Below are 15,358 nucleotides of genomic sequence, written 5' to 3'. Positions count from 1 at the left end.
GTTCATCCAATTTGCCGCTACAGGCCTTGTCAGTCAAGGGCTACAGAAGGTAGGGTTGCAGCAACATTTGCCGTAGAGGCAGTAGAAACACTGTAGAACTTACTGCAAGTATTGTTAGAAAAATAAGTTGCAGCAACATTTGCCGTAGAGGCAGTAGAAACAATAGAAATGAAAGAATAAAAAATAGCTAAAAATGGTTGCAGCAACATTTGCCGTAGAGGCAGTAGAAACAGAAAAACTTTCTGAAAATGTTCCATTTATTTGTTGTTGCAGCAACATTTACCCTAAAAGTAAGTACCTTGAAAAGCTAGCGGCTTAGTTCGCGCTACTCAATAGCGCGGTAAGCTTTTATCAGTGAATGTACGACTTTGAGCAAGTAGCAAAACATTACACAGTCCAACATTCAGTCAAAATCTCTTCCTCAGTGCACGAATAGCACGTAAAGATAAAATGAAAATAAAGTGAATTATTTGATTACAAATTATTTCAAATACATAAAAATTACTTTATGCTGACAAATAAGGATCGCTTCATCACACAAGGACATCTATGTTTGTTGCACAAATCAAATTTAAGCGAATTCAAACTTTTTTGTTTTCTTCCTCTCGCCTGCACGATATGGTTGCCGCCAACGCTTTACTTGCTAAGACTATTCGCTACGACCTGGTTGTCGCCGCCATACAAATAGAGAAAACCACAGTCCCAGACAAAGCACTCCTGTGCGACAACAACTCAGACGCACTCGCTGAACTTGGGATCCTAAGCCGCGATGGTGGTCATTTTTATGCGCTATTTTCAAGTTGTAGCAATGCAAAACGGTTTATTGCAGAGGCTCGCACCATTTTAATTAACAATCTAGCGGGCTTAACAGTACACACTCGCATCTTTAACGAGGCCAAGGGTGCAGATGATGTCCCTTTTGAGACAATGACTTTACCCTCTCTCTCCCCGTTAACACTTTTTAAAAAGTGTGAGCAATCAAACATTGGCGTTGCCGAGCAAAAGTCAAAACGAACACAAGACCTTGAAAAAAAGATAAAAATAAGCCAACAAACCGCACTTAAAAACAATTATTACAAACAGCTTACTACATATAAAAAAGCACCAGATGACGACCAAAACATTGAGGCAACTCAAGCAGATACACAAGCTAACGAAGGCCGTATTGTTGCTGACTTTGCAAGTGCCATCTCCGCCGATTTTGTTAGTCAAGGCTACATGCTGCCCACCGACTTTGATGAGCTAGTGGGTGATGATTACCTTGCGGTGATAAGCGCTGATGGTAATAATATGGGTCAGCGCTTTATCACTCACCTAACTAAAAAAGAAAACACTCACAATGGCACTTTTAGCGACAAACAACGTATTGCAGAAGCATTTTTTGGCTCTGCAAGGGAGCAATTAAAAAGCGCGGTTAAGCAAGGCATTATTGCAACATTCAAGTCCCTCCCGCTTAAAAGCCCTATGCCATTTCAAGTGCTTATGCTTGGCGGTGATGACTTATTATTGGTATGCCAAGCCAAGTATGCCTTTGAGTTAGTCAAACATATAGACAGTTATTTATCTGCCACTCCCATTGCAGATAATAAGCCACTGACGATGTCTTTTGGGGTATGTATCGCCTCGCATAATTTACCTTTTTATCGGCTGCATTATGCAGCTGAAAAACTTAACGCAAGTGCCAAGGTTAAAGCCCGAGGCACCCCCGATACCGAGGTACAACCAAGTTGTGTTGATTGGCAAATTGTCACCCAAGCGTGGCTCGACAATCCTATTAACGCTCGTAAGCAGCAAATAAAAGTAACCAAAATCAACGATAGCACGGAGACTTTACTGTTAAGCCAAAAGCCTTACTTGCTTGGAGAGCATAAAGAATTTAACGATATTATGTCTCTCGCTGAGCGATTTTTACCAGCCTCTCATCAAGATGCAGCGCTCCCCCTTGGCGACCCAATAACAGCAGAAGAGGCGCAGTACCATATTATGTCCCGTGCACATGTGTACCAACTTATGCACACCCTGCCTTTAGGTTGGCGACAAACAGAGCTGCTGATTAATAAAATGATTGCCAGAGATAAGCAACACGCTGAGCTCAAAGTAACTGATAATAATGATAGCGCTAGCCCAGCGCCCAATACACTTTGCGCATTATTTCAAGCACTCGCTAAGGTTGATAGCAACAAAGCAGGTTACGCTTTTTATCCGCTTCAGGGCGCATCAAATTACTACACCACCAAACTTGGCGATGTGTTAGAGCTTGTATCATTACAATACTTGTCTCGTGAAAAGGAGGTCAGCTAAATGGCGATTCAATTAACTACCATCAAGGTTTCACTCACACTTTTAGAAGATCTACACACCGGTAACGGTTTAGGAACGCACCTAATTGATAGCTTGCAAACGAAAGATGCAAACGACCAACCTGTGATCTGGCGGCAACATATTAAAGGCTTATTGAGAGCGGCTAGCGCCACCATAACCAAACTAAACAGCAAATACAAAGACTGCTTTGAAGATTTGCTGAGTGACTCGCCGCAGTCTAACTGCACCTTAGTGATAGGCTCATTTTACAAAAGCAACCTAACCCCTAACCCAACACATATACTCAGCAGTACAGCACGAGAAGGGGTTAGTTACAAAAATAACGCGATAGATATTATTAATCGAGCGCCTAAAAAAGGCAGCTTGCGTAATCATGAATATATTAAAGCAGGCTCTGAATTTGAGGCAACATGGCAGCTACTCTGTAAGCAGCAAGTTGCCACAAATTATATCCAAGCACTCACAGTGTTGATCAATCATTTAGATCGCATCGGTGCCAACCGAAATCGAGGTGCTGGACGGGTAAGATGTGATATTAAAATGGATGATACCTTACTGGCTGCCAATGATGTTTCTGCAGTTAACACGCAACAATCTCTAAATATAATCGTGACTAACCTTGAGCCTCTGCGGCTGCCAAATACCGATGTCCCAGGCAATATTGTTCCAACTTATACGTATATTTCTGGAGAGCGGTTAAAAGCAGCGTTGGCAAATTGGTGCTTACTGCAAGGCAAACAGGCGTTATTTGAAGCACTAGTAAACGAGGTGATATCGGTAAGTTATGCCTACCCAAGTAGGCAAGGCATACGTTATATTCCCGCGCCTTTATGTATTGCCGCGCCAAAATCTCATGCAGAAGGTGCTATACCGTGGTGGGCGCAACAAACACAAGCCAATGAGTTTGCTGATCAATTTGCTGAGTCTAGTACCTCTGCGCCGCTTAAGCGATTAAAAGGTCACTTTTATTACCAACCACAAAGCCAAACCTTATTTGAGCAAGGTGTCGCCATACACATGCGCAACAAAGTACGCACGCAATTTAGCATGCCTGGGCATAAAAAAGATAATGGCGCTGACATCGTTGATGACTCCGATTTATTCGCCGAGGACGTCATACCTGAGCAAACCCAATTTATGGCGACCTTATCTTGTAGCACAAACAAAGAGTTGATTGCGCAACTTGCTCACTTAATTGCGCAAAATGCTTGGCCTTTGCTGCTAGGTAGAGGCAAAGCACCATGTAAATTAACCACAACCACCGAAGCGTCAACACCTTTTGAGTTTAATAACACTAAGCCACTCACCGTTGTGCTAACTTCACCACTATTATGTTACAGCTATCATACTGGTCAGCCCTATACTCAACTTGAACAAGCATTAAACCAACTTTGCCCAGAGCTAAACTTAGACAAAAAAGATTACACTGCGTTTTCGGAGCAAGATATTTTAACTGGATATAGCTTTGAAACTGGCCTACCTAAAACGCCCACTCAAGTTATTGCAGCGGGTAGTTGTATAAAAATTACCAATATTGAAAAAGCGCAGTTACTGGCCGCTTACCTCAAGCACACACGGGCAATAGGAGAGCGCCAAACACAAGGGCTCGGGCAATTTTTATTAACACAGCAAAACCTCACCGCCACCCTTGATACGAGCTTCACCCCCCGCTTGTGCGACAAGGAAGTGGAGCAACAGATAGATAATATTGACAAGCTGATCCAAAATGATACGTCTTTTTTTAACCGCTCCCCCAGCGTAACTCAATGGCAAAAGCTAAAAAATGAACTCAAACGGCAAAAAGTAAGCTCGGATCCAAAACCGTTAAGCAACATTTTTGCTGAACTGAAAACACAACAGAATCAATCCAAACATGCGTGGCTGAGTATTACTGACTTTTTATCCGAGCTTGAACGCTTATGTAGCGCGCAACATGAACCTGCGATATTGGCCTGCGATTGTGTGCTAGTTGCCCTAGCAAACCATAGTGCCAAACAAGGAGAGCAAGCATGAGCGAGCATGTACCCTATTACACCCTGTTTTACGTGACCTTAGAGCAACATACTGAGTTTAATACTGCCTCTGGAGAGCAAGGTAACGATGTTGATATTGCTCTGGCCAAAGATGGCAATGATAACTATATTATTCGCGGTACGACCCTTGCTGGTGCTATGGTGGATCAAGCCAAAAAATTAGGCATCCCAGTAGAGTTTGATATTTCAGGCGAGGCTCCTGCTCAAGATAAAAATAATAAGCCAATCTGTATTCCTTCACGGCTACGGGTCGACACTGTAAGCCTCAAGTCCCCTTTACATGATGCCATTGTTCGCCAGCATGTTGCCATAGATGAAGTAACTGGTGCAGCAAAGCCTAACGCCTTATTTGATGTACAAGTACTGCCAAAGGGGAACTTATGGCACTGCTTTATTGAAGTAGATATGATTGACTGTACACCGCGTAGCATCGCCCCAGATGAGTTAGTTGCTCATGTATTACACTATTGGCAAACAAATTATTTATTTTTAGGCCACCGCCCTGTGGCAGGCTATGGCTGGTTTAAAGTACAACAAGCCGAGGTGGTAACGCTCACAAACGAACATGTATTTGATTACCCAAATAGCACCTGTGATTTTACCCAAAATAAGGCGCAACTATGCAAACAATTGCAAGTTCAAAGCACGCCACTAGATCAATTTGTGAAAAATAAAACGCTTGCAAACGCCCCCGTTTTACGAAAAACACTACGAGTTACGTTAAGTGCAGGGGCAAATTTGGATGAATCGGGGGAGCAATGGGGAGTCGATGGCTTTTTTATTGGTGGGCATAGCCAAGATAACCCTGAGAGTATACACGAGCTGCCCGACTCAGTGTTATCGCACTTTAGCACAGGCAGTAGCTACAAATTACAAGACCAAGATACCCCTGATAACTTTTTTGTTGTGGATGAAAATCATCAGCCTTATATACCCGGAGCCAGTATTCGCGGTGTGTTAAACCACCAGTTGGTCCGTGCAAACGAGAGCAAAATCGCTCACAGTTTATTTGGCTCGCTAAACAAACAAAATGGCAAAGTGCAAAGCTCTAATCTCTATATCAAACCCGCTTATTTACAACATGATGACTGGCAAGCGATGGTATTTCATAACCACGCTGAAGATGAATTTACCGCTGGGGTGTATGGCTCAAATAAGTTTGTTCGCACTGCGGTTGTACGCGGTAGTTTTGTCACAGAGCTGGTACTTGAATATATCAAAGACCCAGATGCGAACAATGCAGATCACATGAAAAGTGAGGTAAAAGCGCAATATGATGCGCTGTGCAACGCGCTACAACAAGGCGCTCAGTCACAGCTTGCTATTGGCGCCAAGCAATGGGTTGACTCTGGTTGGCTGCGCTGGAAAGTACAGGAACAAAAAGAAGAAGGAGCTGATAATGACTAAAGCGGATTTACAAGTACAACGCATTAATGCGCCAATTTCAGCGCTGTTAAACCAGCTGGTTAACCTAGGGTTCACAGCAGCGGACAGCCAAGACCAAGATACGGTACAGTTACTAAAAAACTATGTCCTAGACAACAATACAAGCTTCATTTTGGTACTAGACCCAAAACCATCGACCACAGCTAAAGAGCGTTGCCCTACTGTCATTAACACAAAGAGCAAGCTAAGCGAACTATTACAAAAAGGCAAGTTTGAGTTTGCTCAATGCCAGTTATTTTTACCGCACAGTACTCTAACCATGATTGCAACAAATGAATGTACATTGCTCAAACATGTAGCGCTACCAGAGCAAAATAAGACCAGCGTATTACTTTACCATACGCCCTATTTACTCACTGACTCTGGTCGCTTTGATAGCGAGACGATTACCGAGTTACAAGCGTTGAGCCATAACGGGCAACTAAAATTTATTACCGTTGAAACCACCAAGGGTACCGCAGAGCTTATATGGGAGAGACAGTGATGCCAAAAGGATATAATAATCACCAACGTGGGCGAGTTCCTAGTAACCCTCAAAATAATAAAACAGATAACAAACCGCCTTATCATTTTGTATACAATGACCCAGCTCGTGTCTTGCGCTCTGAGCGGGTTGCACATAATAGTAAAGAAAGCGGATTATTCAGCGGGGAAATAAAGTTTAGTTTAACAACATTAACTCAAAGCATTTTTGGCTGTTATCAAGAAAAAAAGACAATAACTGTAGAGGGTAAAAATAGAGAAAAAACATATTTATACCCTGCATTTTATCAAGACCAGAGCATGATATTAGGGTCTTCTATTTTGGGGGCACTTCGCCATAATTGTGCAGCCTTAACCAACGCCCCCATGGAGCATATTGGCGAGCAAACCTTTGCATACCGGCCAAGTATAGGCAATGGCAGTGCCTTTCAAACCCTTCCTGCTATTATCATTAGTAACCCCCCCTTTACACTCAGAATATTCAAAGGCCAGCCTAAGTTTATCTTTGTCTCAGAACGTGCGAGTAAATATTTTGACCCAAACACCACTTTGAGTGAGCATAACCTTACGCAACAGCCCACGCTTTTGGTCAAAGAAAAATATCTTAGCTTCAATAATAAAGTTATAAGTAGTAGCATCTATCTAGCAGATGAAATAGCACCAAATCAAATAGCTAACCTTGAGGCTGCGGGTGGTCAGATAAGATACAGATTCTTCAAGTATCATGATACTAATCATTTTAAACACTATACATACCACATGTATAAGGGCGGCATCGAATACTCAGGGGTATTAGCTCAAACGAAAGGCCACACAAACCCAAGACCTTATGTCGGTATTTTGCTAAATGTAAGGAGGTGTGAATACAGCGATATAAAAATAAGTGAGGAGTTATCTAACCAGTATGAAAACACCACAGAGCATTTAAAAAATCAGGTTAGTGGTCATATTTCTAGTCGTCATCCAAATGTTCCTAGCTCCCTCGGCTCACTTCCCGAAGACATTCATCAACATAGATGTGTAGAAGTTGGGCAAGTCATTTTTGCCGAAGTAAAATCAACAGGTGGCAAACTCACATTAAATGATATAAATAGTATCGGTAATAACTACAACTACTATTGGGCATATCAGAACTCTATTCATACCGTAAAAGGCCAATTACGACCACAAATTCAACAGTCATTTACCCCAGAAGCGTTGCCTCTAGTGCAAAAACTGTTTGGCTATGCAAATGAAACTTGCAAAAGCCAAGATGATAAACTCGCAGGCTTAGTGAGTATAAATCATGCGTTGGAACAGATAACCAACAAAGCTAACAGCGTAAAGCAAAAAAGCATTACCATCCCCCTTAAACCGCTAGGGCAACCAAAACCCAGCGCTGGAGAGTTTTATTTAAAACCCAAGACCTCAAACAGCGCCAATAAAATACCACACTACGGCTATAGTCCAGATGAGAACCCAGAATACGAACTAAATGGTCGTAAGTTTTATTTACATCAAAGACCCTACTCGCCGCCCACGGTGCAAGAAGCTGCTAGCAATAAGAAAAACCACTTAGCGACTACAACGAACTTTATCACCCCAGAAGGCACTGAATACAGGGCAACGTTAAGGTTTAAAAACCTTAATAAATCTGAGCTTGGCCTTTTATTACTCGCGTTAAGTCCAAATAGTTTGGAATATCGCCAGCTACCAGATAATTGTAAGAAAGACTTAAATCATATTCTCATTAGCACAGATACCCTAGCAATTAAGCTCGGTTATGCCCGTTCCTTGGGCTTTGGTAGTGTGCAAACCAAAATTCACTCAATCACGACACAGTGTAAAAGCGACTTAACCGCGGCGGCGCTCATAAACTCATTTTTATCTACTCAACAATCGTTTAACCACATTAAACAATGGATAAAAATACACACCTTTGACCTTTCAAAAACCTATACATTCCCAAATAATGGCAACGAATCATACCGGTTCCATTCGAACGTGAAACGAGACGAATTAGGAGTAAGAAGAGGGTCTAGGCAAAAAACCACTACTGAAGACAACATACTTCGTCCGCTATAGGGAACTGGCAATGACTAACAAAATTCTAATTATCACCATCGGTAATACCGATATTAAAGCAGTAATTAAAGAGACGAAAAAAGCAGGTGAAGATCAGGATAAAGCCCAAACCGAGGCCATCACCACTTTAGCGACAATAGGCGACCACAGCCGCCCGGAGTTTTGTGGCTACCTTGCTGAGCACTGTATTGATGTAGGATCGTCATCTCAGAAACTGGCGTTTACTTTACTCGAACCCAACGAAGCACTAGATGTGTTAACTGCACAGGACTTTGAGCAACAAGAAAAGCCGCTTTATCTTGACTTCACCATTAATGACGGTAAAGCAAAGTTTACAGCACCAAAATTCTGCACCTTAAGAACCCCAGACTGCCCTGAGCTATTATTGCCAAAAATTGCCCCTTTAGTGAATGAACTACAACACATAGACTTTACACCTAACTATGTTCTAGTGCTAAATACCAACCGACAAGCAAGCAATAAACTCAGCACATTCATTAAGAAGAAAGAGCCATTCGCCTATGGCCCGTATATCGCAAACCGGCTAAGCAAAAGCTTGAAGCTGCCCTATAATCAAGAGTTTGACCATACCTACTGCACCAGCGCTGACATTAAACAAGGCGTGTACTATCTTAACTTTTTAACTGGCGATGACCTATTAGAGGGCGCTGACCAAAACGACCCCATAAACCGCCAAGCTCTTGAAAAGATCTCTACAGCAATTCAAGCCTTATGCTCAAGAGTAGAACCGTCACAAAACCAGTTAATCTTGTCTTGTGGTGGCGGCTTTCCAAAGCTCAAGGCACAACTGGAGGCCATTTGTGAACTATACGCTGATAAAGTCTTGGCTTACTCAGAGCCAGAAATGCGCTCAAGCTCAGCGCCAGCAGTAACACTTGCCAATACCCACCATTACCCAAGTCCAGATGTGTCACTGCGCGCGCGCAAACAATGTATTGCACTGATACAGCATGGCAACTTTCAAGGGGCAGCAGCATTGGCACAGCCTTTTGTTGATGACGAAAATAAAAATCGGTGCGATAAAGGCTGGGCACATAACCTAATTACAGCAAGTGAATGGCTCCAAGGGCGTGTAAGTATTGATAAACTCAACGCCACACTACCAGCCGCCCTCCCCTTTAACACAGAGGCCGAATTACCCAACTGCTTGTGGGCAGCATTTAGAATTGAAGCCGCACTAAAGATGGGTAATTACCAAGAAGCCATCCGCTTTACCTGTGATTTTGTAGAAGTCGCAGCACAAGATTTACTCTGTCATAGTTTTACACCTAACCAGTTCGAGATAAACGCAGCCAAAGCGCAGTGTGAAGTCATTAAAAAGCAATATGAAGAGCAAATAACCACGCTCTTCCAACGTAAAACAAAGAAGCCACTTGACTCGTTATTAACATGTTGTTTTGACTTGAAAATTGACCGTTTTTTAAAATATAAAGCGGAACAAGGTTCTGACCGCAACTTGCTGTTTGACTTTGCTATTGCACTTTCCAAACTCAAACAAAACGAGCAAATTAGATGGGAGGATCTAAACAATCACCCACTGCTACAGTTTGAACATACATTGCGTACTAAGCCGGAAAAGTGTGAATCAACACCACAGCGGTACCGCAACCGTATTACCCATGGTTACCTCTCGCCCACTGACGTTAAAGAGGCAAAAAATACCTTTATACACGCAAAACTGTGGGATGAGGATAGAGAGTATGCCTTCTTAACTCAGCCATTGTTTTTGGATATTTTTGACCTTTTAGTAACAAACAAGCAGCGCGCAAGTGATCTATACAGCAACCTAGTAAAGACATTATGCCAACAGATGCTAAACGCCCCTATTAATTTTACCGAGGATTAATTGCCGTAATGAGTCTATACCCCATTCGAGTATATGGTGTAGAGCTTGAGTTTAGTGCGACTACCTCGATACCGTTTTTTCATCAAGCGGTATTGCGGGGCTTTATCAACACCTTATTAAATATTCCTGAGCAAATACAAAATCGCGTATTAGTGCACGCGCCCGAGAGCGGCGTTATTCAATATCAAAAGGGCACGCGGTATCGCTTTTATTTGATAAGTATTAATCTACCGGAAATACACCTTGAGCAGCTATTTACTCAGCTAACTAACTTACCACGCTCCGCCGCTCATTGCTACGGCGCGCTTGCCCATAACATTAAGCTGCATCAAATTTTTGACCCACTGACTCAAATGCCTGTGGCGCACCCATTAATGACCACGCAATACGATCACCACTCGATTTTACTAGAGGCAGAGCAATGGCAACGCTACAGTGAACAACACCACAGCGTCACCCTTTCATTTCAAAGCCCAGTTAGACTCAGCCACTCGGGGAAACGAGTTTATCAACAAAGTGATGAACTTCACGGCAGCCTTATTATTGACCGCTGTTTTGATGCCTATGCGTCTTTGTGCCAAGCACTAGGCTATACCAGACCGGCAAGGCAAGCGCCAGTAGAGTGCGATATGACCGCCGATCTGCACTGGGCTGATACCAGCTACCAAAGCAAAGGAAAACAGACCAAACAACTTGGCGGTTTAGTAGGTACACTCACTCTAAATACGCACCAGCTTAGTTACGATAATTGGGTAACCTTAGTATTAGGGCAATATATAGGGATTGGGCAAAACCGCAATTTTGGGATGGGACGATACCACTTGTGCGGTGAGCAAGGCGAGCTGGGATTTATTCCCCTTACCCGTACTACCCCTTTGTTAAAACAAGTGTTTAACTTACAAACGTTAGAACTTGCTTGGCAACACGAAATTAAAAAACTGCCAAAAAGCGCGCAATCAACATGGGGGCAACAAGCGTTCGAGCGACTCTTAAGCGCGTTACAAAACCTGCACTACCAACCGGGTGCACTTAACCCCAAAATGCTAGATAAACCGGGGCAAAAGCAAAGACTATTATTACTACCATCATTTATAGATAAAGTTGCCCATAAAGCACTTAGTACTTGGCTCGGCACCTCACTTGATCTGCTCTACAGTAAATCAAGTTATGCCTACCGCCGTGGATATTCGCGCTTAACTGCACGCGATAGCATTGTGCAAGCAGTAAGAGCCGGTTATGAATACGTGCTAGATGCCGACATTAAACAATTTTTTGCCAGCTTGCAGCCTAGCCAAGTTATCGCCCGCTTAAGGGCGCTCTATGGTGATGACCCGCTATGGGCAATACTCAACGCCATGTTACATGCCCCCATAGCCAACACACAACAACATGATATTTCGCAAGTAAGCGGGCTAAACCTTGGCAGCTCACTGAGTCCTGTACTTGCCAATCTTATGCTCGTTCCCTTCGATGCTATTTTAGGTAACCAAGAGCAGCGTTTAGTACGTTACGCTGATGACTTTTTGATTTTATGCCGAACCAAACAACAAGCCGAGCGCACGCTAGAAAATGTGAAAAAAGTAATCGCACATCAGGGATTGGATACTTGTCGCCCACGTATTTATCCATTAATTGAGCTGCAATATAGCCTACGCTATTTAGTCGCCATAGAGACCACAAATAGTGTATTAAATAAATATGTAGAGTTGCTCTTAATTAAATATGGTTACAAAGTACAAATGGGGTTGTACGACATAAAAATACTTGATAACCATGCACTCAACCTGCTTAAGCAGCAACTTTCTGCTCTGCAGACTGCACACAACGAGAGTGTAACCATCCGATTTTATGCTCAAAATAAGGAAACACAGGCTAAGTCGTTTACACTTAATAAAACAATCAACCGCAGTAAACAAAAAAATAAAAAAGGTGAACTTTCATAACCTAACGCAAGCGCGCTTTAACCTTCTACATTATAAGGTTTACTGGTCATCACAAGAAATTTCCTTCGTGCTTGGCATATAGCTCCAATATTTAACTCCTCCAAGTAGGAGCCGCTTTACGCGGCGAGTATTTTCAGCTTAGCGACTGCTTTGAGTGTGGTTGTGGTTGAAGCAGTAGAAACGAATTTGTTTTTTCTAGGAGACCATTTATCTTTAAGTTGGGGCAACACTTGCCGTAGAGGCAGCTAAATCACAAAAGATCGCGGGGTGAACCCGCTCCTACTCGGTATGAGTAAACGCCATATTAAAAATCTTGTACCTTTTATTTTGGGGCGGAGCTTTTATCACTTTTTTTGAGGAACTTATATTAAGAAACAATGGGTTATAATCAAAAGTTGATACCATTCTGGATGAACCTATTTCCTAATTTAGGGATTTTTTAAAAATACTAAAAATATCATATAGTTAACCTAAAAAGCAGTTGCTAGGTTCATCCAATTCAATTAAATCAATTAGTTAGCTTAAATTTTTGCTTCCAAAACGGCTGTTTTTTGCTAGAATCAATACTGTTTCTTGGTTGACACTGGAGGTTCATCCAATTTGCCGCTACAGGCCGTGTCAGTCAAGGGCTACAGAAGGTAGGGTTGCAGCAACATTTGCCGTAGAGGCAGTAGAAACACGTGCCTTTCTAATAGCGTCTTTCTCGCTAATTCTGTTGCAGCAACATTTGCCGTAGAGGCAGTAGAAACGATCTGACTCTAAATTTACAATTACAGCCCCTTGAGTTGCAGCAACATTTGCCGTAGAGGCAGTAGAAACTGACTGATAACACCAAGACATGCATACATAATTCCGTTGCAGCAACATTTGCCGTAGAGGCGTAGAAACAGTTTTTTGATTTCACACAGTTCTTCAAGGGCTGTGTGTTGCAGCAACATTTGCCGTAGAGGCAGTAGAAACTTTTGCATTTGGTAGTAACAATCATTTAAATTTACGTTGCAGCAACATTTGCCGTAGAGGCAGTAGAAACATTTCTTCTTGATCCAGACTCTCTACTATATCCATGTTGCAGCAACATTTGCCGTAAAGGCAGCTAAATCAAAAGCGAGCGAGGTGAACCCGCTCCTACTTGAGGAGCGGTTTTGGCAAAACGAAAGGTAGTTTTTACAGGTTGCTAAGCAGCTATGTTAGTGTGTGATTGACTAAAACCACATTTTATGACCCCAGCCAAATACGCAAACAAGCCCAAATATTAGTAAAGTAAGTGACAAGCGGCTGCGCTTAGGATGGCTTTGTTTTTGGTGTGTGACACTGGCTTTTCGCGCAATTTGTTTGTTAATACTTAGATTTGAATAATAGACAAAAGCTGAGGTCGTGAGCATCACCAAACCAATAAATACGGCATGCCAATCACTTGAGAAAAACCGAATTGGCTCACCATAATATAGCGTAGTCATTTCTACAAAGTTAGTGCCAAACACGCTGGCAATAAAAATAAGTGCGGTGCCTAACGTGGCGATATTTTTTATTTTATTTTGATGTTGCTGTTGTTGTTCCCTGAGCTGTTTGGCTTCTTGCTCCATTTTTGCGTTATGTGTATGAGATTGCTGCTGGTGGTACAGCGCTATTAATTCATGATATTCGCGAATATCTTCAGCCAATCTCTGGTGGTACAAGTTAATATTAAATATGTTATCCCACTGGCAATACACCTGATTGAGCATGGTCAACACACTGACTTCAGCAAACCGGTTATTAATGCGGTGACTCAATAATAATTGTTGCTGCTCTTTTATGGTAGTAATAACCTGTTGTTCAAGCCTTATCGCACCATCCATTTGGGTACTATTTTGCATTGCCTGTAAAAAGCAGTATTCCGCATACGCCAATACCAATACCGCTACATACTGCGTACCTTGGTTGGCAATAAAGCCTTGATGAAAAATACGCTGTTGCTGCCCTATTCGGTTGGGGTTGATGAGTACACAGCCCCCTTCCCGTGAAAACTGATGTCGGATGTCTGCCCCACCAATGCCACTTTCTAGTTCATCCTCGGTTATCAAATAGGCCATACTCTGCCGCTTTGCTAAACGCAATTGCAGTGCCATTGTTTGCGCAAACATGAGCTTTTGTACCTGTGTGTTTAAGTGCTGCTTTGTTTGCTGTAAATAGGCTTGCATATACCCAAGTGGCCGTGCAAGCTGCCACTGCTGAGCGAAAGGACTGTTGACTTGCTCGTTTGTATTTAAATTACGTTGATTAAGTAACAAACTCATGATGTCGAGCCAACTAAAAGGCGCAGCTTTTTGTTGCCAGCGCGCTTGAGTATTAAACAGTGCTAACTGCCCTTTGGTGCGATAAAACGCAGCATTCAGTTCAACTAAATCTTGCAATGTAATGGCGTGTCGCGTAAGAATTGGCTCTGTTTGTGTGGTGTTTTGTAAATGAACAATGTCGTTAAATTGTATTGAGAGTATGGTAAGTACCAACCCTGTTGGCATGTAAACCAGCTGCATATCTGCTAAACGCATTTCGCAATAATACTCGCCATTATCAACACTTTGATAAGAAAAGTGCCGTGCCGGTTTAACAAGTTTTAGCCACAAACGATTGTGCTTGTCATGTAACTGCTGCTTGGCCGATGCAGTTAACCCCAATGACGGTAAACTGTAGGTTGGCTCGTCTAGTTTTGGTAAAAAGCGCAGCTTTATTTCATCATGAAGATCATCAAGCGTACGAGTGAGCGGGCGAACTTCCCACACAAGCTGCTTATGGCAAGGCCTATGCTTTGTATTTAAGCCTAATTCACCAAAAATCTGCGCGATAGTTAACGCCTTGAGTGCCGTATAATTCGCTTTATGTTTGTCAATTTGTGCGCTGCAAGGCAGCTTACTGGTAAGATCTGCGCTAAGGGTAGAGGGAATAATTAACCGATAGCAATTATTACCCACCTTAGTACTAACCTCTCGATTAAGCGGCTGTTGTAATGCCCTTGGCTGCTCGGCAGTAATATAGTGCGCACTTAGGCGTTGCTGTACTGGCGGTGATTGCTCAGCTATCCACCCTGCTATTTCTCCATGGTGGTTGAGGTAGTCGGTTGCACTTTTGAGTAAGTCTGGCTGTGAGTCTGGTAACAGCTCGTTAAGATAGCCGGTGATTGCTTCTTGATTTAACCCCATCGTTTACTGACTCCTTTCGTA

General features: G+C 42.6%; 8 protein-coding genes. 7 read left to right on the top strand and 1 reads right to left on the bottom strand.

Features of this window, described 5'->3' with window-relative positions; genetic code table 11:
- Window positions 1-549 precede the first annotated feature (549 nt).
- The 7 genes from L3V43_RS04305 to L3V43_RS04275 are packed head-to-tail and all read left to right on the top strand — an operon-like array spanning window position 550 to window position 12,158.
- A complete protein-coding gene (locus L3V43_RS04305; protein WP_237116006.1) occupies window positions 550-2,301 on the top strand; it encodes a hypothetical protein in 1,752 nt (583 codons plus the stop codon).
- Window positions 2,302-4,335, top strand: coding sequence for an RAMP superfamily CRISPR-associated protein (locus tag L3V43_RS04300; RefSeq protein ID WP_237116005.1), 2,034 nt, complete (start codon window positions 2,302-2,304; stop codon window positions 4,333-4,335).
- Entirely contained in the window at window positions 4,332-5,762 is a 1,431-nt protein-coding gene (locus L3V43_RS04295; protein WP_237116004.1) for an RAMP superfamily CRISPR-associated protein, read from the top strand. The genes L3V43_RS04300 and L3V43_RS04295 overlap by 4 nt, the downstream gene beginning before the upstream one ends.
- Window positions 5,755-6,285, top strand: a complete 531-nt coding sequence (locus L3V43_RS04290; protein ID WP_237116003.1) for a hypothetical protein — start codon at window positions 5,755-5,757, stop codon at window positions 6,283-6,285. The genes L3V43_RS04295 and L3V43_RS04290 overlap by 8 nt, the downstream gene beginning before the upstream one ends.
- The gene (locus tag L3V43_RS04285; protein WP_237116002.1) at window positions 6,285-8,348 is read left to right on the top strand and encodes a TIGR03986 family CRISPR-associated RAMP protein; all 2,064 of its coding nucleotides are present in this window, start codon (window positions 6,285-6,287) and stop codon (window positions 8,346-8,348) included. The genes L3V43_RS04290 and L3V43_RS04285 overlap by 1 nt, the downstream gene beginning before the upstream one ends.
- 10 nt (window positions 8,349-8,358) lie before the next feature.
- Window positions 8,359-10,215 carry a hypothetical protein gene (locus L3V43_RS04280; protein WP_237116001.1) on the top strand — a complete coding sequence of 619 codons (1,857 nt, stop codon included), beginning with the start codon at window positions 8,359-8,361 and terminating at the stop codon, window positions 10,213-10,215.
- Between the two features lie 8 nt (window positions 10,216-10,223).
- Window positions 10,224-12,158 (top strand): reverse transcriptase domain-containing protein, encoded by a 1,935-nt coding sequence (locus L3V43_RS04275; RefSeq protein ID WP_237116000.1) that lies wholly within the window; start codon window positions 10,224-10,226, stop codon window positions 12,156-12,158.
- A 1,202-nt stretch (window positions 12,159-13,360) separates the two neighbouring features.
- Here L3V43_RS04275 and L3V43_RS04270 read toward each other — a convergent pair.
- A complete protein-coding gene (locus L3V43_RS04270) occupies window positions 13,361-15,337 on the bottom strand; it encodes a hypothetical protein (RefSeq protein ID WP_237115999.1) in 1,977 nt (658 codons plus the stop codon).
- Window positions 15,338-15,358: the final 21 nt, after the last annotated feature.

It is taken from the genome of Pseudoalteromonas sp. L23 (genome assembly GCF_021728455.1).
Classification (GTDB): Bacteria; Pseudomonadota; Gammaproteobacteria; order Enterobacterales; family Alteromonadaceae; genus Pseudoalteromonas.
This window is presented reverse-complemented; position numbering and strand designations above follow the sequence as displayed.

What these genes read in the sequence shown, in the direction of transcription:
- L3V43_RS04280 (WP_237116001.1), top strand. Translation starts at nt 8,359, where the DNA reads ATGACTAACAAAATTCTAATTATCACCATCGGTAATACCGATATTAAA.
- L3V43_RS04295 (WP_237116004.1), top strand. Translation starts at nt 4,332, where the DNA reads ATGAGCGAGCATGTACCCTATTACACCCTGTTTTACGTGACCTTAGAG.
- L3V43_RS04305 (WP_237116006.1), top strand. Translation starts at nt 550, where the DNA reads ATGTTTGTTGCACAAATCAAATTTAAGCGAATTCAAACTTTTTTGTTT.
- L3V43_RS04275 (WP_237116000.1), top strand. Translation starts at nt 10,224, where the DNA reads ATGAGTCTATACCCCATTCGAGTATATGGTGTAGAGCTTGAGTTTAGT.
- L3V43_RS04285 (WP_237116002.1), top strand. Translation starts at nt 6,285, where the DNA reads ATGCCAAAAGGATATAATAATCACCAACGTGGGCGAGTTCCTAGTAAC.
- L3V43_RS04300 (WP_237116005.1), top strand. Translation starts at nt 2,302, where the DNA reads ATGGCGATTCAATTAACTACCATCAAGGTTTCACTCACACTTTTAGAA.
- L3V43_RS04290 (WP_237116003.1), top strand. Translation starts at nt 5,755, where the DNA reads ATGACTAAAGCGGATTTACAAGTACAACGCATTAATGCGCCAATTTCA.
- L3V43_RS04270 (WP_237115999.1), bottom strand. Translation starts at nt 15,337, where the DNA reads ATGGGGTTAAATCAAGAAGCAATCACCGGCTATCTTAACGAGCTGTTA.